The 22,264-nt window shown below is 36.8% G+C and carries 20 protein-coding genes and 2 pseudogenes; 6 read left to right on the top strand and 16 right to left on the bottom strand.

What is annotated here, in order from left to right:
- Positions 1-156, top strand: a pseudogene (locus BM097_RS16970) (IS110 family transposase); the annotation flags it as partial.
- A gap of 153 nt (positions 157-309) precedes the next feature.
- On the opposite strand, the gene BM097_RS16435 reads toward BM097_RS16970, so the two are convergent.
- Positions 310-447, bottom strand: coding sequence for a hypothetical protein (locus BM097_RS16435; RefSeq protein ID WP_177197481.1), 138 nt, complete (start codon positions 445-447; stop codon positions 310-312).
- A gap of 140 nt (positions 448-587) precedes the next feature.
- Here BM097_RS16435 and BM097_RS14370 point away from each other — a divergent pair, with 140 nt between their 5' ends.
- Complete coding sequence (locus BM097_RS14370) at positions 588-1,046, top strand: helix-turn-helix domain-containing protein (protein ID WP_090551776.1); 459 nt, start codon at positions 588-590, stop codon at positions 1,044-1,046.
- Positions 1,047-1,126: 80 nt separating this feature from the next.
- Here the strand turns inward: BM097_RS14370 and BM097_RS14375 are convergent, their stop codons facing one another.
- The 13 genes from BM097_RS14375 to BM097_RS14435 all read right to left on the bottom strand — a co-directional run bounded on the left by BM097_RS14375 (position 1,127) and on the right by BM097_RS14435 (position 13,720).
- On the bottom strand, positions 1,127-1,708 hold the full coding sequence (locus BM097_RS14375) for a diguanylate cyclase domain-containing protein (RefSeq protein WP_090551780.1): 582 nt from the start codon (positions 1,706-1,708) through the stop codon (positions 1,127-1,129).
- Positions 1,709-1,719: 11 nt separating this feature from the next.
- A complete protein-coding gene (locus BM097_RS17070) occupies positions 1,720-2,025 on the bottom strand; it encodes an EAL domain-containing protein (protein WP_090551842.1) in 306 nt (101 codons plus the stop codon).
- Entirely contained in the window at positions 1,956-2,294 is a 339-nt protein-coding gene (locus BM097_RS14385; protein WP_090551784.1) for a hypothetical protein, read from the bottom strand. The genes BM097_RS17070 and BM097_RS14385 overlap by 70 nt, the downstream gene beginning before the upstream one ends.
- A gap of 16 nt (positions 2,295-2,310) precedes the next feature.
- Positions 2,311-3,390, bottom strand: coding sequence for a DUF6765 family protein (locus BM097_RS14390; protein ID WP_090551788.1), 1,080 nt, complete (start codon positions 3,388-3,390; stop codon positions 2,311-2,313).
- A 13-nt stretch (positions 3,391-3,403) separates the two neighbouring features.
- Positions 3,404-3,934 carry a DUF308 domain-containing protein gene (locus tag BM097_RS14395; protein ID WP_090551791.1) on the bottom strand — a complete coding sequence of 177 codons (531 nt, stop codon included), beginning with the start codon at positions 3,932-3,934 and terminating at the stop codon, positions 3,404-3,406.
- On the bottom strand, positions 3,931-4,503 hold the full coding sequence (locus BM097_RS14400) for a hypothetical protein (protein ID WP_090551795.1): 573 nt from the start codon (positions 4,501-4,503) through the stop codon (positions 3,931-3,933). The genes BM097_RS14395 and BM097_RS14400 overlap by 4 nt, the downstream gene beginning before the upstream one ends.
- Positions 4,504-4,519: 16 nt before the next feature.
- A complete protein-coding gene (locus tag BM097_RS14405; RefSeq protein WP_090551799.1) occupies positions 4,520-5,347 on the bottom strand; it encodes a CPBP family intramembrane glutamic endopeptidase in 828 nt (275 codons plus the stop codon).
- 18 nt (positions 5,348-5,365) lie between these two features.
- Positions 5,366-6,277 (bottom strand): CPBP family intramembrane glutamic endopeptidase, encoded by a 912-nt coding sequence (locus BM097_RS14410; RefSeq protein WP_242944728.1) that lies wholly within the window; start codon positions 6,275-6,277, stop codon positions 5,366-5,368.
- A 113-nt stretch (positions 6,278-6,390) separates the two neighbouring features.
- Entirely contained in the window at positions 6,391-6,978 is a 588-nt protein-coding gene (locus BM097_RS14415; RefSeq protein ID WP_090551803.1) for a 50S ribosomal protein L25, read from the bottom strand.
- A gap of 90 nt (positions 6,979-7,068) precedes the next feature.
- A complete protein-coding gene (nrdG, locus tag BM097_RS14420) occupies positions 7,069-7,593 on the bottom strand; it encodes an anaerobic ribonucleoside-triphosphate reductase activating protein (protein ID WP_090551806.1) in 525 nt (174 codons plus the stop codon).
- 3 nt (positions 7,594-7,596) lie between these two features.
- Entirely contained in the window at positions 7,597-9,795 is a 2,199-nt protein-coding gene (gene nrdD / locus BM097_RS14425) for an anaerobic ribonucleoside-triphosphate reductase (protein ID WP_090551810.1), read from the bottom strand.
- A gap of 159 nt (positions 9,796-9,954) precedes the next feature.
- Positions 9,955-10,719: a response regulator gene (locus tag BM097_RS14430; protein ID WP_090551814.1), complete on the bottom strand. Its 765-nt coding sequence runs from the start codon at positions 10,717-10,719 to the stop codon at positions 9,955-9,957.
- A gap of 31 nt (positions 10,720-10,750) precedes the next feature.
- Positions 10,751-13,720 carry a response regulator gene (locus BM097_RS14435; protein ID WP_090551819.1) on the bottom strand — a complete coding sequence of 990 codons (2,970 nt, stop codon included), beginning with the start codon at positions 13,718-13,720 and terminating at the stop codon, positions 10,751-10,753.
- 644 nt (positions 13,721-14,364) lie between these two features.
- Between BM097_RS14435 and BM097_RS14440 the strand changes: the two genes are divergently transcribed.
- Both BM097_RS14440 and BM097_RS14445 read left to right on the top strand, forming a co-directional pair.
- On the top strand, positions 14,365-15,282 hold the full coding sequence (locus BM097_RS14440; RefSeq protein WP_090551822.1) for a DUF2156 domain-containing protein: 918 nt from the start codon (positions 14,365-14,367) through the stop codon (positions 15,280-15,282).
- A gap of 1 nt (position 15,283) precedes the next feature.
- Positions 15,284-18,355, top strand: coding sequence for a SpoIIE family protein phosphatase (locus BM097_RS14445; protein WP_090551826.1), 3,072 nt, complete (start codon positions 15,284-15,286; stop codon positions 18,353-18,355).
- A 39-nt stretch (positions 18,356-18,394) separates the two neighbouring features.
- Here the strand turns inward: BM097_RS14445 and BM097_RS14450 are convergent, their stop codons facing one another.
- Both BM097_RS14450 and BM097_RS14455 read right to left on the bottom strand, forming a co-directional pair.
- Positions 18,395-18,634: a hypothetical protein gene (locus BM097_RS14450; protein WP_090551829.1), complete on the bottom strand. Its 240-nt coding sequence runs from the start codon at positions 18,632-18,634 to the stop codon at positions 18,395-18,397.
- A 143-nt stretch (positions 18,635-18,777) separates the two neighbouring features.
- Entirely contained in the window at positions 18,778-20,718 is a 1,941-nt protein-coding gene (locus BM097_RS14455; RefSeq protein ID WP_090551833.1) for a beta-L-arabinofuranosidase domain-containing protein, read from the bottom strand.
- Positions 20,719-21,010: 292 nt separating this feature from the next.
- Between BM097_RS14455 and BM097_RS14460 the strand changes: the two genes are divergently transcribed.
- Positions 21,011-21,895, top strand: coding sequence for an AraC family transcriptional regulator (locus tag BM097_RS14460; protein ID WP_090551837.1), 885 nt, complete (start codon positions 21,011-21,013; stop codon positions 21,893-21,895).
- A 123-nt stretch (positions 21,896-22,018) separates the two neighbouring features.
- Positions 22,019-22,264, top strand: a pseudogene (locus BM097_RS14465) (ISLre2 family transposase); the annotation flags it as partial.

The following is a 22,264-nucleotide window of genomic DNA, read 5'->3' on the forward strand; positions in this document are numbered from 1 at the left end:
GTATGTCTATGGGATCCAACATTTAAAGCTTACTTGGCTAAAAAACGAAGTGAAGGCAAGCATTATTATGTTGCCATATCCCATGCTGTAAAGAAGCTTGTTCGAGTCATTTATAAACTCGAAACCTCTGGGCAACAATACATAAAAGCCGTCTAATCATTCCAATATCATATCTTCTTGTCAGAGCACCATTACTTGATGCTCTATTTGTCATGCAATTTTCAAAGTACTAATTGCGATGATATAGTCACCGCCGCTATATTCAAAACATTTCTGTTTTAAAACATTTTTATTGACTTTCTTTAATAGTTAGTCTCTTATTATCTGCTTTCGCTCATCAATTGCTATTTTGGTGCTATCAACTAGGCCTAATTTTTTTGCAAAATCTTTATGCTTTTCCATTAGTTCTAGCATTTCAATAACACTTATTCTTTCAGTTGGTGTCATCTTACTTGCACCTCCCTTATTTATGACTTAATTATATAATCCGCTATTGTGACTCAACACCCTCTATTTTGGTAATACAATTTCAATATTTCCCAAGTTTTGGTAGAATGTAAACATAACGTATCTGGGAGGTATTATAAATGGATTACTCAACACTGATGTCTATACGAAAGGAAAAACATCTTTCACGTGACGATGTTGCTAACCTCACAAATGATGTCGTTTCAACGAAAAGACTGGAACATATAGAAAAAGGAGATACGGAACCTACACCATCAGATATAGTTACACTTTCTGGTGTCTATAACATGCCTGAGCTTTGTTTAGAATACTGCGCCCATCACTGTGCGATTGGCAAAAGCACAGTTCCAATGTATGAATTAGCTATGAACAGTCCAAAAGATTTACCAATTATCACTTTAGAATTACTTGATACACTCAATTCTCTCACAGCTCAAAAAGACCGAATGATTAGCATTGCCGCTGATGGAAAAATATCAGAAGACGAAAAAAATGATTTCAAAGCTTTCAACGATGGACTGGAAAAAATGGAGCTAGCTATCAAATCTCTAAAGCTTTGGGCTCAGAAAAATATTTAAAAATTATATAGTCTAAAATGCTTTGTAGATAAATTTCATAATTTGTTAGATTTCCACTAATGCTTATTAACACCCAATTATTATTTTTTATTTTTTAACTGCTTTTTATTTTTGTACATCTCATCACCTGCCTTGTGTCCGTAAGTGTCATTTACATACTTCAAATTATTAATATCGAACAGTGCTATCGCAAATTCAGATACCATTGCTACCTTTAATCTTACATAATGCGTACGGTCTTCTATCATTGCCCTATATTCCAAAATATAAATGCCCTTTTGAGCTATCTGTTTCATCACTTCTGCCTTGCAGAAAAGTGACTTAAACATTTCACGGTCGCCAGCATAAATCAACTCAGCTCCGTCTTTAAAAGGCTGTTTAAAGAAGTCATTCCCCTGCTTTACTATATGCAGACGTGAATATTTCTCTGCCGAATCGTACTCGGTAAAAGCATTTGTCTCTGGATTGATTGAATACATGCAGATATAATCTCCCGTAAGAGCTGCCAAACGGGCATAGGCCTTACGTTCATGTTTTATTCTTTCCAATTCTTCCAGATGCTGTAGCTCTGCCTGATTATCAATGTATCCCAACAAAACAACCATTGGAAGGCAGTCAAAATAGCCTTTTAGATTTATATCCTCTTCTATATAAGAAGACATGTCATAAAGATTTACCTTGTCCAGCGCATCATAGTACTCTGCATCATTTCGATTTTCAAATCCAATGGCAGAACATCTATCGAAGAGTAGCTGCTTCCATAATTATCCAGCCAAACCTTAAATCCTAGCTCGCGAAGCTGATTTAGCTTTGATTTTAAAAACTCTTTGTCCTCATAGAATGAATCTTCTTCCAGTTCGAAAACTATATTACTTCTTTGAATGCCTGATGCATCAACAATTGCACTTTTTACATATATTCTTTTATGTTGAAGGTCTCTCCTGTTTCTTCTTCCTCTGGAGTTATACCATCTACATATTCAGTTATGTAGGTATCCCCTGAAGCTGAATCAATATAGAAGCGAACTAATGCTCCCGTGTAAGATCTAAAAAGAACAACTATCTGCTTGTCATCACTTGATTCAATATTCCAGTAAACCATACTTTCGGCTTCCTTGATATCAGGATAATTTTCGTAGCAATAAGATTTTACAGCAGCAAGCGCGGTATCATCGTTTTTTACGGTCTTACCACAAGCCATTAACATGCAAGCCACCACCAAAACTAGTGTCACAATTTTCTTTTTCATAAATTATTTTCCTTTCTCAAATCCCCGCCAATCTATTTCCTGATTCCATTATTTTTTTTGTCACCATCTTTTTTTGCGAAAGCGCCCCGTTAAAAAATCGTCCCAGATATGTATCTGATTTATCCTGACTTTGCAAATACTCATGAATATACTTATCCATATCAAAATCCGGAATCGCTTTCCCTGATAGGCTTTCCCCAAAAGCCTTCCAGTCAGCAGATGCATCAACCTGCCTTTTTGCAATTATACCACGAATTTTTTCTCGATGTGGCTGGATTTTATCAAAAGCATAAGTCTCTTTTTCAAACACATCTATATCTCCCTTAAGGTAACTGAGGGCATAGACCATCTGCGCAAAGGCATGCTCATAATCATGAGGATTGTCCTTGATAATCTCCTTGTAACCGCCCCATGCAGGCAGATAAACATATCTGATGTAACTGTAATCTGGAAGATGCCCTGCACGTCCATGTCCAAGGTTCATGATAGAATGCTCATTTGACTGATAAACACTGCCAACATATACCGGCTTATCCACATCCTCTGATGCAGATGGATTATGAGAAAAGACAATCTGTTTTCGCTCAGGTTCTGCGTCATCAACAGGAAACAATTCATAAAAATACCAATTTGTATTGTTAATCACAAGGGAAGGTGTCCCCGCAAAATATGTGTGCGCCCAAGTATCTGCAAGCACATGCATAGCGATACCTGCTGCTTCTGTTCCCTGGCCCTTTGCAAGCTTCACTGTATCTACTAGCAGTTCTCCATTCGGGCCACATATCAGGCGATATTTGTCTCTGTAGCTCTTCCACCCCTTATCCACAGCTGCATACAAATCCCTAGGCAAAAAATGAAAAGCCGACCAAATTCTAGTTATATCGCAAAGACCGATTGGGTCAGTCCTAGCTTGCAAAAGCTCTGCCTGCAGCTGAGTGGTAGCCGCACTGGAAGGGCCACCAGATTTTTTCAGCCAAGTCACAGAACAGTGGTCCACTAGCTGGGCGGCATAACAAATCTCAAGACAATCACTATGTTCATATCCTGCCAATAATGCGGCACAGTAGGTTGCATAATAATGAAAATCTTCCTGCATCTTTTTCTCCTGTTTAATCGATGGTAATAACCTGCTGACGGCGGAATGTATTAGCTATACTCATGACCGCCGATAAAATAAAGCCTATTGCACAAATGTCTACTACTCTCACTTCACTACGCATGAAAATCAAGCAGATAATAGCAAATAAAATCTTAACAACTCCCTGAAAGGTCTTAAACTTCCATGAGCTTTCAATTCGTTTTGCTTCACTTGCACCAATAATATTTACTACACCTGAAAATGCAAGTGTTCCAGCCAAATAAACCAGAATATATCCCTTTGGTACCCACACAAGAGAACCAGTAAATATTCCAAAATCAAAGAACAGGATTCCACGAAACAGAATATTCCGTCCCCCTACCATGTGACGAGCCATACTAAAATAGAAAATAAGCTTCCTAAGTCCCATAATCTCTAATGCAATTGAAAACAGTGCGATTATAACAAAGTACGCTTTTTCCCCGTAGAATATCATGGCTACGCCTATTGCAATCATGGAAACAGCCAACAACACGTTTTTTACTTTCTGCCATATCGTCATGCCATTCCCCCCTCTGCTTTTTCAAGTATTCTGATTTTATATACTGAATACAAAATGAAAATGTAGTTAATAAAAGCGGTAACCTCCATTATTAAAAAGGCAAAATCAACATTGCCACTAGCATCCGTTGCATTAATGAGGATTAAAAGATTTGACATTATTAATAAGCCTGCAAATATTGTGCTCAGAAAGGTAAGCACAATATAAAGCCGTTTGCGTTTTTTTGCCGTCTGCCTGCCCACTCTATAAGCATTTAAACCAATGTAAAGATGGTACAAAAAAATAACAGCACTGAAAAATAAAAGTATTAGCAATATTGTTACCCACAGCACAATTCTCACTACACTCTCATATTCATCGCCGATAATCGGGCTACCGCTATCATTTATGACTACTTCAACAAGCTCCTCTATTGTGTCTTCCCCTAGGAAAAATCCAATAAAAAGTTTGATGATATCCCATATAGACATGACAATTACCATTCCACCGCTTATTGCCAGGCTATCTCGGTAGCGTCTAAGCCGAATCTGTATTCCTTGGTTTTTGGGATTATATAATGTAGAATCCATAAAATTACCCTATCACTTACTCTTCCACTTGCTCCACATTCCATTTCTTAGCCCATATCTTATTGGCTGTTGAAAGATCATTATTAATAAACATGCAAAATGTCACTGTTCCAACCATCACAGCTGATACTACTGAAAGCACCATCGCTGCTGTCGAGTACTGCTGTGTAATTATGCCATCCGAAGAAACCGATGGATCTGTTACAAAACAAATATAATCGTAAAAACCATGGGCAAATATTGGGAATATTGCACTACCTGTTTTTAAGTACAATGCACTAAACAATAATCCCATAAATGTCGAGTGGAATATCTGCACCACGGTCATGGCCAAATCCGCTTCCTCTTTAAGATTTCCCATGTGTGCCAAGCCGAAGAATACAGCTAATAAAATCACTGAAAGAATTCGTTTTTCTTTTTTTACATATTTCATAACAATTGCCAGAGTGAATAATCTGAACATTAACTCTTCCCCAAATCCAGCTGAAAGCCCCATTGTAATCGCTTTAAAAGAAGGCGCGAAATAAAATCCTCTCTTCAAAATCAATGGTTCACATAACGTATATACGATAAAAAGTATAAAAGGTAGCATTAATATAAAAATATTTTTTGCAGAATTTTCAGGCTTAAAAAAGCCTTTAAAATATGGAGTAAACCAAGCTTTAAAAACAAACATCATTATGATTGCCACGATGCACATTCCAATATTTCCTGCTTCCTCTGAAATCTGCCCACCTATTAATGAACCTAGACCTGCAGCCAACGTTGGAATAATCATTGCCAGCACAATGGCTAATAATGGCTTTTTCTCGCAAATTGAATGATTTCTAATTTTTTTATCCATTGATTTTTCTCCTTTCAACTACACTTCAGTCCATGGGTTGAATGGTAAAAGTTTCTTTTTTCTATATATGATGATAATCGCAAGCCCTGTAATAGTCATAACAATTATCGCCAAAATAGATCCCTCTAAACCAAATTCAACGTTATATGCAAAGCTGCTTTTGGCTGATGCAGCATCCAATTTAAAAACTGAAACTGGAGAAACCAATCCACTATTTGGGAGTCCAAGTATCACATTTTGTGTGTAATTCCAAGCTGTATGTGCAGCCATGGCACACCATATACTGTCCATGTAATAAACCATTAATGAGAATAATAAACCTGCTACCAATACCGACATCATCGGAATGACACTAGCTCCTGGATTAAAAAGATGCATCGAAGTGAACAGCAACGCATTCCCGATAATTGCAACTAACGGATTGCGATATCCTCTTCTTAATCGCTGAAATATAAATCCTCTACAAACCAATTCTTCAGCAGAAGACTGTATAAAAACAGCAACTAGCAAAAGCAGTAGCTTAAACAAATGAAAAGAATCATATTGCAGCGAAATATCTCTATTTAGTATTGCTGCAATAGCACATATTATATTAAGACCACATCCTATCAAAAAACCAATTCCCATATTTTTGATATTATTTCCTCTTGGGGCAGTCCAAAAAGCCTTAAGTATTGGTCTGTCTTTTTTTACAATTAGGAAGGCAATCATAAAAACTACCCATGTACCTATGAAGCCGAAATACATAGAGAACATTTCCCAATAACCAGTGCTATCCTTCTCAATCATTTGATTAAAAGGAGCTATAACCAAAGCTCCTATTATTTGCCCGCAAATAATCATCATGGCAGCGGCAAGCATCAATACTATTAGTATTTCATCATACCATCTAAAACTTTCTGTATGTATTTTCTTAAAAAATGCCTTCATCTGCGCCACCTCTCTTCTACAGTTATTTATTCATAGTGTATAAAATTTCTATGTTGAAAATGTGTAAATAAAAAAAGGAGCCTCCATCTGGAGACTCCCAAATAAACTCAAATTTATGAAGCTGCCTGAGTAGAATCTTCTTCCTCATCAGCATCAGCAACTGTATTCTTTGCAGCAATAACCTCAACAACTACCTGGTCGGCACGTGTGGTTACTTCAACCTTCTTGTTCTTTGAAATAGCAAGATCTGCAACGGTGATTGTATCACCAAGTCTAAGTGTGCTGCAGTCTATTTCAATTTTCTCAACTACATCTTCAGCCTTTGCCTTATATGCGACCTCAGATAATAACTGCTCTAAAACACCCTCTGTAACAGCTTCTTTGTTCTCAAGAACAACCTCTGCTGTTGCATGGATTACCTCGCCCTTTACAAGCTCTTGGAAATCCATCTCTACAATCTGATGCTTAGCTGCATCATAGTGTAGTTCCTTAAGTAACACATTGTACTTCTTTCCTTCCAAATCAAGAGTCATCTGAGTATGTTTGCTCTTTCTAAGAGCTTCAGCCTCTTTAACCTCAAACTGGAGTGGGATTGATCGTTCGATTTCTTTACCGAACAGGTTACCTGTTACGTAGCCTTCTCTTCTCAACCTCTTTGCTTTCTTTTCCATGTCACGTCTTTGTACCTTGTAAGTATCCATTTGTCTCTTCCTCCTAAATACAAATATTTGAGCAGGGAAATTTGCGGAATGTCGATATTCAATTGGCGTTTCGTATTTTCTCGTGTTCGACTATGTTATAGTCCTCTTTTTCAAAATAGTCAAGTCGAATTTATCTTTTAACTCTATTATACGCTGATTTTCGGAGCCTCTAAATTTAAGGCGAATATTTTTCTTGTCCTGGATAAATGGTCCATCCACCAATATATCTATTATTTCAAGGATTTGCTGGGTTTCCTCTATGCAGACTCTTTCCCCTGGTGTAGTTAACTTTTCCAAAGTGTAGCCTGTGTACATCCAAATATCTTTCTGGGGATATTGCTCTCTTACCTGCTCTAAAAAAGGTAACAGCGCCCGTTGATTTTCTGGCTCAAATGGATCTCCACCTAAAACAGTTAATCCATTTATGTAATCCGGCTCTAACAAATCCAATATATATTGAACAGTTTCTTCTGTAAAAGGCTTACCATATTTAAAATCCCATGTTTCAGGCTGAAAGCAACCTGCACAATGGTTTCTACATCCTGAAACAAACAGACTGACTCTCACTCCAGTCCCGTTTGCAATATCGCAATTTTTAATAGCTCCAAAATACATATCTTATAAATGTAAAACTCTTTCTTTTATTTCCTGAGTTCGTCCCTGATTCCAGAACTGTGTTCCAATATACCCGCAGGTACGACGTGCAACATTCATTTTGTTCTGATCGCGATTACCGCAGCTTGGACATTCCCAGACTAACTTATTTCCGTCTTCCTTTATTTCGATTTCACCATCCCAGCCGCAAATCTGGCAGTAATCACTTTTGGTGTTCAGTTCAGCATAAAGAATTGTTTCATAAATGTACTTTATTACCTGCATTACTGCTTCGATATTCTGGTTCATGTTAGGAACCTCTACGTAACTAATGGCTCCGCCTGGTGAAAGAGCCTGAAAACGACTTTCTATTGATATCTTGTCAAATGCATTAATAGGCTCTGTAACATGAATATGATAAGAATTTGTAATATATCCCTTATCAGTGATTCCTTCGATAATTCCAAATCGCTTCTGTAAGCACTTGGCAAATTTATATGTAGTACTTTCAAGTGGAGTGCCATAGATAGAATAATCTATGTTTTCTGCTTCCTTCCATTTGTTGGTATACTCATTTAATTTGCTCATTATCTCAAGCCCAAGCTTTTCGCCATCAGGTTCTGTAAGCTTCTTACCATTTAAGGCAAGGACACATTCCCAAAGACCTGCATAACCTAAGCTGATGGTGCTGTATCCATTAAATAGCAGCTTGTCGATTACCTCGCCCTTTTTCAATCTAGCAAGTGCACCATATTGCCAAAGTATAGGTGCCACATCTGAAGGTGTACCAAGCAATCTTTCATGTCTGCAACGCAGTGCTCTGTGGCAAAGCTCCATTCTTTCATCGAAAATCTTCCAGAAGGCCTCCATATCTCCGTGAGCAGATAAACCGATATCTACCATATTTACTGTAACCACCCCCTGGTTAAATCTACCGTAGTACTTATGCTCCTTTGGATTGTAATTGCCCGCGTTTGCGACATTTCCAATTCCATTTTCTGTGAATCTATCTGGTGTCAGAAAGCTACGGCAGCCCATACAGGTAAATACATCACCCTTAAGCTCCTTCATGATTTTTTCTGATATATAATCAGGTACCATTCTCTTTGCTGTGCACTTGGCAGCAAGCTCTGTTAAATAGTAGTATGGGTCGTTATCATGAATATTATCATCCTCCAAAACATAGATAAGTTTTGGAAAGGCTGGTGTAATGTAAATTCCTTGCTCATTCTTTACGCCCTTGTAGCGCTGACGCAGGACTTCCTCAATTACTAATGCCAAATCCTTCTTTTCTGATTCATTTTTTGCCTCATTCAAATACATGAAAACAGTAACAAATGGTGCCTGACCATTTGTAGTCATCAAAGTAACAACCTGGTATTGAATAATCTGAACACCACGATTGATGTCCTCTTTTACCCGTTGTTCTACAATTTTCTTTTTAGTCTCTTCATCGATTGATACACCGCAAGCAGCTAATTCTGAATCAAGCTCTTTGGTAAATTTATCACGACTAACCTGAACAAAAGGAGCAAGATGTGCTAAAGAAATTGATTGTCCACCATACTGATTTGATGCAACCTGAGCAATAATTTGTGTGGCTATATTGCACGCTGTAGAAAAACTATGTGGTTTTTCAATAAGTGTTCCTGTTATAACTGTTCCGTTTTGCAGCATATCTTCAAGATTAACTAAATCGCAATTGTGCATGTGCTGCGCGTAATAATCCATATCGTGAAAATGGATTATGCCCTCACGATGGGCCTCTATAATATCTGCTGGAAGTAACAAACGTGTAGATAAATCCTTTGATACCTCCCCAGCCATATAATCTCTTTGAGTTGAATTAATTACTGGATTCTTGTTTGAATTCTCCTGTTTAGCCTCTTCATTCTCGCATTCAATAAGGCTAAGTATTTTGTCATCAGTGGTATTAGTCTGACGCACCAGAGCTCTCTTATAACGATATGTTATATAGCAACGAGCTAATTCGTAGGAGCCATGCGCCATTAAATCGTGTTCTACTCTGTCCTGAACCTCTTCCACTCCAGGGGTTCTATCAAGCCTTTCGCAATACTCTGAAACCTGTGTTGTAATCTGCTTGATTTCCTCTTCACTAATTCTCAAGGTTTCATCAACCTGATTATTAGCGCGAGATATAGCAGAATAAATCTTAGTACTATCAAATGGCATTTCACTACCATTTCTTTTAATAATTCTCATTGTGTCACCTCTTATGTCAAACCGGTCAAATTAGTGCACCCAATTTGTCCATAAGATAATATAACAGTGTTTTTAATACACGTCAATATATGGTGCGAGAACCTCAAAAGATACTATATGTTGTATAACTAGCCATAAACCCGCTAGTGTACATAAGCCTTAATAATCCTTGGCCTTTTCCTTTTCAAAAAACTCGCTCAGCTGATTTAGCAGAGCAAATTTCCCTCTGGTTTTTAGCAGATATCCCTCTGGCTTTAGGTCAATTACGTTCATAACAGATTCCTTATCACGCTTGTTGGTCAGGAAAATTACTGGTATTTTTGCAGTCTTTTCTTCTGAACGTAACATCTCAAGGACCTGAGGGCCTGATGTAATCGGCATTTCGTAATCCAAAAGAATTAAATCCACTTTATTTGTAGCAAGGAAAGTAATAGCTGCCATCCCCGAGTTTACCATGAACACATGGTAATCCTCATCCAGCCAGCTTTTTATAGTTCTTAGCATTGTGCCATCATCGTCAACCACAAGTATATGCTTCTTTTGCTGTCTAATATCCTCGTCCTTAAGGACTTGCTCCATTTTGGTGGCGAGCTCTTTTACATTAATTGGTCGTATAAATGAAGCCGCATACCTTCTGCCTGGAATAATTTCCTCTAGGGTATCCATATCATCCTTTGAACCTATTACAGAAAGGGATATCTCTCCTTCCACGGTCTTATCATTTAGATAAACCAGAACATCCCGCATGTCATCCATCTCATCAATATATAAAAGAAAAATTGATGTTTTTTCTTCGATATTCTTTAGAGCATCAACAGTGGCATCAGTTTGAATAACCTCGAAGCCACGTTCATTGAGCTCCTTTATGATGGAATTCACCATAAAGCTTTTATTATCCCCTACAAGAACAATTTTTTTATCCATGGACTACCTCTTTGCCTAAATACAGTGTTTATTATAAGATTTCCAGTAAACCATCTCTGTCTACAGCAGACATTAATTCTTTAACTTTATTATATTTGTTTTTACAATTGGAAGGAATAGTATAATCCTTCAACATAAGCATGATAGAATCTGCCGTATCAAAATCGTAGGCCTCTATCAATTCCTTCATATCCTTGAAAGCACTCTCTAGCTGCTCCTCAGGTATTTCCGGAAGATTTGTATCTTCTTCAACAACGATATCGGAAAGATTTTCTTTATAACTACGATACCTTTCTAAAAGTGTTGGGGTTAACTTAGATATCTCAGCGCAATTTCCAATATTTCCCATATCCTCCAAATGAGCGGCCATTTCGGAAAGCTCTAGCGCACCAATCAGTCGTGCGGAGCTCTTAAGTGCATGTACCAAAACTGTGTAGTTTCTCACATCCTTTTCATTTAAATAGCTCTCAATGGCATCTGAATTTCTATCTATGGAATTATAAAAATCTGTCACTACTTGTTCGTAGGTTTCAATATCTCCGCAATTATTTATTCCGGCCTGTACATCTACCTCTTTAAGATTAATTAACCTACTATCTTCTGGCACAGGCGATGAAAACTCTGATTTGTAATCATCTTGTCCATTCATAATTGATACAGAAAGAATCTTTTCAACAGGAATATAATGTAAAAGCATTTTCTCCAACTGAAGGCCATTTACGGGTTTTGAAATATAATCTGAAAAACCATGCTTCATATATTCTTCCCTTGCGCCTGATATTGCATTTGCAGTCAAAGCTATAACTGGAACATCTTTATTAAGATTGTCAGGCATCACCTTCATTGCCTCAAAGGTCTCGATACCATCCATTTCAGGCATTCGATGATCCAGGAAGATAACATCAAAATGCTTTTTTGACACTAAACCTAAAGTTTCCTTACCACTTTCTGCAGTAGTTATTTGAATTTTGGTTTGCTTCAAAAGACTCTTTATTACTGTAAGATTCATCTGCGTATCATCAACTACAAGAATCTCTGCCTGAGGTGCCTGGAAGGATTCATGATATGCTTCAACGCTATCAATATACTCTCTGTATTTCTCCTTGAAATCACCAATAGGCTCCCATGAAACCACCTGCTGTTTAAGGCCAAAAGAGAAAATTGAACCAAGTCCGTATTTGCTTTCTACCTCTAGCTTTGAATCCATCATTGCTAGTAGCTTTTTAACAATGCTCATGCCAAGACCAGTGCCTTCAATGGTTCTATTTCTGATTTCTTCTATACGTTCAAAAGGTGAATAGAGACGCTGTAAATCCTCCTCTTTTATACCAATTCCGGTATCTGAAATCTCGAAATGAAGAATGATATTTTTATCGTTGTAGTTCTCATAATAAACAGATAAAATAACCCTACCCTGCTCCGTATATTTTACGGAGTTTGTAAGAATGTTAGTTACAACCTGCTTTAGTCTGATTTCATCACCAATAAGATTTGCCGGCATGTTTTTATCAACTTCAATTTCCAGGTCAAGGCCTTTTTCCTGGGCTTTCGCCGAAACCATGTTTATCAAATCATTAAGTAATGAGCCTAGATTATATTGAACTGGTAAAATTTCCATCTTACCTGCTTCAATCTTTGAAAAATCTAAGATATCATTCACAAGGCTAAGAAGAGAATTCCCGGCAGATTTAACATTTGCTGCATATTCCGTCACTTGCTTGTCGGTTGATTCTCGAAGAATCATTTCGTTCATTCCAAGGATTGCATTGATTGGAGTTCTAATTTCATGGGACATATTTGATAGGAAATTAGATTTAGCTTCGTTAGATTTCTTTGCAATCTCTAGATCAGCTTCTATCTGAGCCTTTTCCTCCTGTCGTTGTATGAAAGCCTCCATTTCATACACCATATCATTGAGTGCGTTATACATTACTTGGATTTCATCTTTAGTGTTAACTTGAATATCATCAACTTTATGACCGTATAAAATTTTATTATCATCGGATGATGTGGCATATTTTTCCATGAATGAAGACATCAATCCAATTGGTGTGCATATATACATCTTTGTAAAGAAATTACTTATGGCAGCAATTGGCACACCCATACATAGCAGAAGTAAAACCATTTTTAGGTCAAATGCTATCATCGGACCATCAATCATGAAATCGATTTTTTCTAACTGTTTTTCGAAATCTGTATCAATCTCTTTTTCAGTTTGCATAATATCCCTTGATGTTTCATGACGCTGAATAAAGAAATGCTTAATATCTGGGAATAAAACCATCATAAATAGGGCTACACTTAGTCCCATTATTAATTCTATTATAATAATAACAGTTGTTATTTTTACGCTGATTTTAGTTTTTCTATGCTTATGCTGAAGGTCATAATCGTTTCTATAGGTCTCTGTATACACATAAGAAATAGGGAATAAGGATTTTAATCTGTCAGGAAAATGGTTGAAGTAAACATAAAGGAACAGACCTGTTCCATAAATAGCTATAACCTCTTTATAAGTATAAAGGTTTACATCCGACAATGATAAGCTTCCGAAGCTTAGTTTGTCTAAAACTGCGAAACAAAAAAACTCATTTACTGTAATTGACGTTAATGTTATTGTGCATGTTAAAAAAGTTAAAAACTTTGTTTTAAACCAATAATACTGCCCGGTTAATGAAAAGCACGTCATGGCCGCCATATAAATTATCATGGTGTAGGCGTCATCCATTTGAAAATAAAGAGATGTGCCAAATGCAATCATAAAAACTATAGCGGAAATATAGTATCCGTATAATCCTGCAATCAAAAGACATGGTACTAAATAAAACCCGGCTACAACTTCTTCATCTGCTGTGGCAAAGTAATTACCACCGTGTTTTGATACTATATAAAAGAATGCGCAAGAAAGAAGCACAAGTATTGTCCACGAAATAATTTTGTCTAATACATTTTTATTTTCAACTTCATTTGAACCAGTAATTAGCTTGTTTTTCTTCATAGGCTTTACTCCATAAAAAATAGCATCCCTACTTATGGTAGCATAAGTAGAAATGCCAATCTTCGAATAATTATGAACTATCTGTTATTTCTTTGTGACTATACTTTTTACAATTAAAAAGCTCCCGCCATCCGGGAGCCTGTCGGCAATCACATTATGAACAATTTGCTTTATTTAAGACAACGTTTTCCGAATTGATTAATCCGTAATCATTATAATTGCTATTATCTCCTGTCTTTTGATAACCTGGAAAACATTTACAAATCGAATCGAAATCCATTTCATTCCTTAATAATAATTGTAATGCCCTTAAGTCTTGTACTTTCATGTCTCGTTTACTTCCTCCCCGTTGTTTCTTCTTTTCGAAGAACGAATTCGATGACTAGTCTACCAATAGATTGTGAAAAAGTTATGACCATTCTTTTTAAAATTTATGACTATTCATACTCCGTTTTTACGAAGACAGTTTACCAAAGAATTTGTCACATTTATGTCACAGTGATTATGTTAATAGTATCTTGTCATAAGAATCCTTTTAGTCATTGAAACTTCATATTTAATGGCGGCTTTTTTCACGGATTTAACATAGTTGAAATTTAAAATAAAATAGCTTAAATATAGGATTTTACCGGAGGTTTTATCTTGTGAATACAGGGAAAAATTTAGAATTTAAAGCTGTCGAGCTTGAAGATATTGACCGCATTTCTTCCTATACAAAAATGTATGGAGAAAACTCCTGCCAGCATTCGCCTGTTTCAATGTACAGCACCTTTGAAAAATACGGAGATTCCTTTTGTATTGAAAACGATCTGCTGTATATCTTAAGAAGCAAGCTGTGCGACGACACCTATCGAGTTTATCTTGCTCCAATAGGTGCTAATAAAAAGGCTGGTTTTTCAAGGATTCTAGAGGATGCGTCTTCTTATGGTAAAAAGGTTTTATTCTTCACGCTGACAGAAGACAGCATGAATATTTTGAATTCTATATTTCCTAATCGCTTCAATATTACCGAGCGTCGTGATTTGGCTGAATATGTTTATTCCACTGAGATTATGTCCCAGTTTTCAGGCTCCAAGTTTTCTGAATATCGTCGCCGAATACGTAAATTCGGTAAGCTTTATGGAGAAAGAGCAAGGGTAGCACAAATTACTAAAAGCGATTTTGAAGAAATCATTACCTTTGAAGCTGCCTGGGTACAGGCTATTTCGGAACCTGATACAAGCCAGGCTTTAGAGCTTGAAAAAAAGATGATAGCAAACCAACTTGCTCATTTTGATGAGCTTCATTTATCAGGTGTCATTATCCGCCTTGATGGACAGGTCAAGGGCTTTACCTATGGAACACCTATCAGTGATTCCTGCTTTGACGGAATTATCCAAAAAGGTGACAGGAGCGTCCGCTATGTATATAAGGTTCTAACCCAGGAAATTGCAAAGCTCTGCCTTAGTGATAATCAATTTTTGAATACCGAAGAAGATTTAGGATTAAAAGGCCTTAGAGAATCAAAGCTAAGCTATGGCCCCTCCTATCTAATCAAAAAATATGTAGTAAAGGAAATCTAGTATGGAAAAAAGAACTCAATCTCTTGCTACACTTGGATTATTATTCATTACGTTTCTAACTGCTATCCAGTTCATTTTCTTGAAGAATGTACCTGATAGTGTTCCTACCTTTGCCTTTTTATGCATCACCAATGCAATCGGTCTAGTGATTGTTGGGGTTACCCAGTTAAAAAAAATCCGTTCCATAAATAAAACCACTATTCGCAATGGTTTTATTTTTGCAATTGAATTAACAGGCTGTAACTTCTTTGTACTGCTCGGCTCCCATAAGCTGGAAGCTGTCATTATTTCTAGCTTAATGAGTCTTTATTTTATCTTTGTTACACCTCTTCTTCTTTTGCTAAAAAGACGTGTAAATTTCTTTTCAACTGTAGCATCAGTGGTTGCTGGTATAGCTCTTTTGCTGATGTTTGGAGCCGATACTGAAGCGCTATTTTCTTCCGAAGCAGTTGTTTATCTTATCATTGCCGATTTATTTTTTGCTGCATACGTGGTTAGCGTTTCTATACTTGGTGAAAAAGAGGATGGCGTCCAGCTATCCTTTACTCAGATGTTTTTCTCTGCAGTTTTAGCAGTCATTGGATGGTTTGTGGAATGTATGATTTCTGGCAAATCCATGAATCTTCCTATTAATAAATCATTTTGGATTAGCGCAATCTTCATCGGAATTGCTATCAGAGCCTTGTATAGCATCATTCAGATTTCCTGCCAAAAGCATGTTGCGCCTTTAAAGGCTTCACTGATTTTCTCTTCAGAGATTATCATCACCCTTATAACAAATCCATTTCTATCCCGAATTTTTGGCATAAAATATACCCCCGCTACTGGTTTTCAGGTGGCAGGGTGCATTCTTTTTATCATCGCTGCCTTGATGATAGATGAGGAATTCATGAAAAAATTTGGTTACGAGGATATGCAAATAAGCGGTTCCGGAACCAAAACCTCGATTTCCAAGAAGATTATAGTTAATACCCTCTCTTTCGCCCTTGCCATAATTGTTATTCAAGCAGTTATTTCCATGTCTGCCATTCACTTTATTCGTATCGCTGCTGTGGATGGTTCAGTGGAGTTAGGTGAACACGCAGCAAAGCTAAGTGCAACCTCTATGCTTTCTCAGTTGGAAGAAAATATATCTGGTCAGGTTGAAGATAAATCTACTCTTGCTGAACAGAAGCTGTCTTCTTACGCTGATTCCATTGAATATGCTGCCGATTATGCACACGTACTTATATCATCCCCAGAAAATTTCCCTGAAAAACCAGTGCTTCCACCGAATAACGATAATTACGGTAATTGGTGCATGCAGCGAGTTCTTGCTGATGAATCCGTTGTCTACAACAAAAATAATAGGGAAGACCTGGTCTACGGAAACATGGAAAGCATTTTCGCTTCTATAATAAAGACAAATCCAAACGCCGCCACTGTATATATGGGCACTGAAACAGGTCTTTTAATCAGCTACGACATCTATTCTTCTAACGAAACAGATGGTGAGGTTTATTACAATTATTTTGATAGTGAATGGTATACATTAGGAAAAAAATCAAAGCACCCAGTATTTACAGACACATATCTGGATGGCTATGGTCGAGGACTTACCATAACCTGCTCCGCTCCATTCTATGATAAGAATGGCAAGTTTGCAGGCTGTGTAGCCATAGATATTTTGATGCAGGATTTAAATGATTCCATGGTAAATGATGGTGTTGTAATCCCTAATTATGCAATGCTTATTGATGTAGATGGCGCTTATATTTCAGGCTATGGAATTGATTCGAATTTGGAAAATACAGGCTCCATTTTTGATGCAAATAAGGATAAGGCCCTTCGTGATGTTGCACACGTAATTCTTGCCAAAAAGAATGGGATTGTGACCTCTGGTACCGGCGAAAACGCCAAATATATCGCCTTTGCTTCCATCGATTCCACTGGCTGGATTCTATGTATCCTTAGTCCTGTTTCAGAGGTTATTGCCCCAGCCCAGAAGATTCAGGCCAACATCGATTCAAATACCAAAAATGTAGTTGGCAGTGTTGAAAAAGGTATTGTTACTGTCATCCAGGGCTTGCTTTTATTATCTGCAATCATCCTTTTACTGGTAACCTTTAGCGCCGGTCGTATTTCCAACCGTATTTCCAATCCTATTATTGAATTGGAAAATGATGTGCGCTCAATTAGTGGTGGTAATTTTGATAGACGTACATCCATTTCCACAGATGATGAAATCGGAAGTCTTGCCAAGTCCTTCAATATAATGGCGGATTCATTGCAGGAATATATCGATAATTTAAAAGATATTACCGCAAAAGAACAGCGGATGGTGGGTGAACTTCAAGCCGCAACCCAGATTCAAACCAGTATGCTGCCTCGTAATTTTGATGAATATAATGTACGAAAAGAGTTTGATATCTTTGCAATGATGACCCCTGCAAAGGAAGTTGGTGGTGATTTTTATGACTTTTTCTATATAGATGATGACCATTTAGCCCTTGTTATTGCTGATGTATCTGGAAAAGGTGTACCTGCAGCACTGTTTATGGTTATTGCCAAAACCTTGATTAAAGATCAAGCCACCAGAGGCGTAGATTCTCCTAGCGATATTCTAACAAAGATAAACGATAAGCTTTGTGTAGGGAATGAAGGAGAATTATTTGTTACTGTATGGTTAGCAATAATTGAAATTTCTACTGGAAAAGGTAAAGCAGCCAATGCAGGACACGAGCATCCTGCCCTTCGTCACAAGGATGGTAAATTTGAATTAATCAAATATCGTCATTCCCCTGCTGTTGCAACTTTAGAAGGGTTGACTTTCAAGGAACATGATTTTGTGCTACTTCCCGGTGATACTTTGTTTGTTTATACTGATGGAGTTCCAGAGGCTACAAACGCTGATAATGTATTGTTCGACAACGATAGAATGTTGCAGGCATTAAATTCAAATCCTGATGCCGCCCCAGATAATCTTCTTGAAAATGTAAAGAAATCTGTTGATGCATTTGTAGGAGCTGCACCTCAATTTGATGATTTAACTATGCTTGGCTTTAAATATTTTGGACCAGATGAATTGTTGTAATTAATAAAATGAGGGCAGATTAATCTGCCCTCAAAGTCACTAGCCAAATAAAACTCCTGTCATATTTTTTTCTTCAAGATATTCTAAATCAGATCTTGCCATAATTAGGTAACCTTTATCTTTATCAAATACCTCTATGATGTTTCCCTCATCATTTTTAACAGTGTATTCTTTGTTGTTACAAATATTTTTAACGATAGTTCCGTCAGCCCATTTTTCATGATTATTCTCTACTTGAGAGTTTTCATAATCAAATAAAGTTAGTTGGGTGTATTGCATTACTAGTAAAGCCTCCTTAAATCCCTATAGCTTCGGCAAATATGATGAATCATTACTTCTTACTATGCTTCCCATATTCAAGTGTCGCAATTTAATAGTTTACTACATACATCCAATTTAGCCAATAATCAATCTCTCTTTTCTTATACCGCATAATTCCAATAGATACCGTAGCTTTCCTTATATTGATTGTAGTGGGTAGTGAAAATCAGCTTTTTGTTTGTACCTGTTAACTCAAAATCCATGCTACCCTCCTGCTTTACAAGATACTTGCTGATGTTTTTCATGAAAGCATCAACTGTTGCTTCAGCAGTGATAACAACATCATCTGAATCTACACATTTTTCAGCTGCCACAACAACGTCAATACCATGTGGTTTTATCTTGATATGCTTTGTTCCAAGCTTGGCTGAAAGTACGTAAGGTCCATAGCAGAATGCATAGGTGTCCTTTCCGTCAACCAGGTTATGGCAAGTTATACCCATTGGCCATCTGATCGTTATATCTCCATCATTTCCAATTAGCTCCTTAGATATTACATAGAAACCATTTTCTTCCTTAGGCTCCACAACTGAATTGCCCACCTTAACTTCTGGCTTTCCCTGAATCCAGTGAGGAATACGTAGATACAAATCAACCTTTGATGAAGCCTCCTTAACATCTACTCTTATCTTCACTTCATCAGATTTAGTGAAGTCGCACTCCTGAATTAATGTATAGCCATCTGCCTTATATTCTGAAGACAGATACATTGCTACTATGAGCTTATCATCACCTTCGAAATAAATTCCATCCTGAAGCTTTGTAAAGTTCTCGTAGCCTGTTCCTGTACAGCACCAGAAGTTACCATCTAATGTGTTAAACACCTTCTGAAAGCCTGTACCCATTGGCTGAAAGTATGTAGTGAAGCCAGTTGTATGATTCTGGGATGCCATTATTGCATTTATCAATGTCTGCTCACTGTAATCCAAATATTTCTTATCTCCAGTTACAGCAAAAAGTCTTCGTGCCAGCCTTATCATATTATATGTGTTACAGGTTTCATTATTTGTATTTGTTCTTTCAGCATTCAATATATTATCTCTACCAAAATGCTCATTCTCACTATTTCCGCCAGTGATATATGTGTGCTTACTGGTTACCATATCAAAGAAATCTGAAGCATATTTAAGATAATTTGAAGCTGAGTTATCAACCTCATATCTAGCTAATGCACCAATAAATTTGGGGATTGTAGTATTGGCATGAGTATCGTTTAGTATATCAGTTCCGCCTGCAGTAATCTTCTTGAAAAGAGCTATCTCGTCAAATGAATGTGCAGCGTTTTTAAATCTTTCAAAATCACTATATGCCACGCCATTATCTGCAATGCTTCTATTAATTTCGTATAACTCGTAAAGGCAGTCATTCATTCCGCCATATTCAATAGAAAGTACATTTTTATGCTGCTCCTCAGTCCAGCCTTCACATCTGTTTGCAATCCAAACTCCCAGTTTATTTGCTACCTGCAACGCCTTTTCATTTTTAGCATAAAGATATGCAGCATTTAAACCGCTAAGAATTTTGTGCATTGTATACCAAGGCACCCATGCCTGCTTGAAAGGATCTGACATGCCTTTTTCAACATAATCAAACTGTAACGCAGGGTTATCTATGTACTCCTTAGTAGGGAGAGTTGCACCAAATAAATATCCTTCATAAGCAGTACCTAAAGTTTTATTCTGACACTCTTCTAGTGCATTTATCATGTAATCAAGTCTTTCTTTTACTGCCTTTAGCTCCTTTGTATCTAAGCCTGGATTAGCCTCGGCCTGAGCTAACGCTTTTACGTAATGACCTAAAGTATGGCCACCTATAAGACCATTTTCCCAGCCTCCGGTATAACGTTCCTTTCCATTCATAAATGTTTTACGGCCTTTTTCATCCATACCAACTATTATTCCAGCTGTCTCCCTAAATCCTGCTAAAAGTCTGTCAGGATCTAGTGCTAGCATATTCTTTACCTGCAAATGAAAAGCTTCATCATAGTAACTATCAGTCACCTTGCAAGCTGCCAGACTTATAGGTTTCAAAGTTTTATTCATTATTACTTATCCTCGTCTTTCTTAATCTTGTTTAACAGAAGTATCTGCCCAATGGAAACCAGCTTAATATCCCTGTGCATTTGAGATTGAGAAAAGTGTACCATTATTATGAATCCAACTAAATGTAAGGAAACCGATATTAGGTGTCAAATTTACATATGTTTAATTTGCTTGAAAAACATGATATTATTCTTTATGTACAATGCTTGATGTGTCATTTTATACATTTTATGTGTCAGATATCCACAAAAGGTGTCATTATGGCATATTATTCTAGGGGGTTTTATTATAAATGAATAGAAAAAAAGTTGAAAAACTCATTGTTTTTCCTGGTAATCAAATATTTAATTATCTTCGTAGCGGAAAATTCGAAGCTCTATCAGACGATTGGAAACATGAATGTATGCCATTGCAATTTGATTATGAATTCATTGTTGTTACTGAGGGAACCCTTTATTTAAGATATATGAACCAGGATTTTAAAGTGGAAAAGGGTGAATACCTATTTCTTCCACCTAGCAACTTTAATAGAGAGGGTATCAAAAAATCTTACTGCTCTTTTTATTGGATTCATTTCACCATGGATTTGCATTCCTTCCCGTCACTAATATCAACTGGGGAAGCGCCTTCCTTTCAAAGAGCTAATTGTTTTTTAATTCCTCAAACCGCCCAGGTGCCTCGATTGGAAAGATTAATCATCCAGATGAAAAGACTTCAGGATTTAGATAGAGACAGTTATCCTGCTCTCACTTTAAGCTCCTCACTTACCGCTATTGTTACAGAGTTATATGGACAAATAGAGACAGAAACTCCAAAAAAGGAAAACCTATTAAATAATAAGCAAATATATTCTGACATCGTAGATTATGTAAAAAGAAACATCTCCACCAATTTCACAATTAATGATATTGCTGATTATTTTGGATACAGTCCTAAATATCTTTCCAGGGTGTTTAGTGAAGTTTTAGGTTTATCCTTAAAGAAATTTATAATCTCACAAAAAGTAGACATAGCTGCTTTTTATTTAACCGATAGCGACCGCAGCATTACTGAAATAGCCTCATCAGTTGGTTTTTCCGATGTACACAATTTTTCCAGAACCTTCAAAAAAACCACAGGCTTTACACCTACTGAATATAGGAATTCCTATGCCAAAAGAATTTTGTATCATATGTAATCTCTATACTACAATAGAGTAAAGATTTTGTCAGTTGAATAAAGAAAAATAAAAATGAGAGTAACAACCTTTTGTTATAATAGTTTCACCACAAAACAAAAAACGAAAGGAGCTGTTACTCTCATGTCAATTGTAACACTATTAAACACTCTCGTAGAAGAGTTAAATTCAGCAGAGGAGAACTTTTTTAATAATCCAAAGGATTTTTATTCCTTGGAGACTTCAGTAAAGACATCAACTGAATCTTTTGCAGCTTCATTTCTTGGCTTACTCTTAAGTGAGATAAATTCCAAAATTGAAAATGATGGCTGGCGAAATGGCAAATATACAGTACAACGTCATGACAGCAAAACACTGATAACGTCTGTA

The sequence above is a fragment of the Pseudobutyrivibrio sp. OR37 genome, from assembly GCF_900113655.1.
Classification (GTDB): Bacteria; Bacillota; Clostridia; order Lachnospirales; family Lachnospiraceae; genus Pseudobutyrivibrio.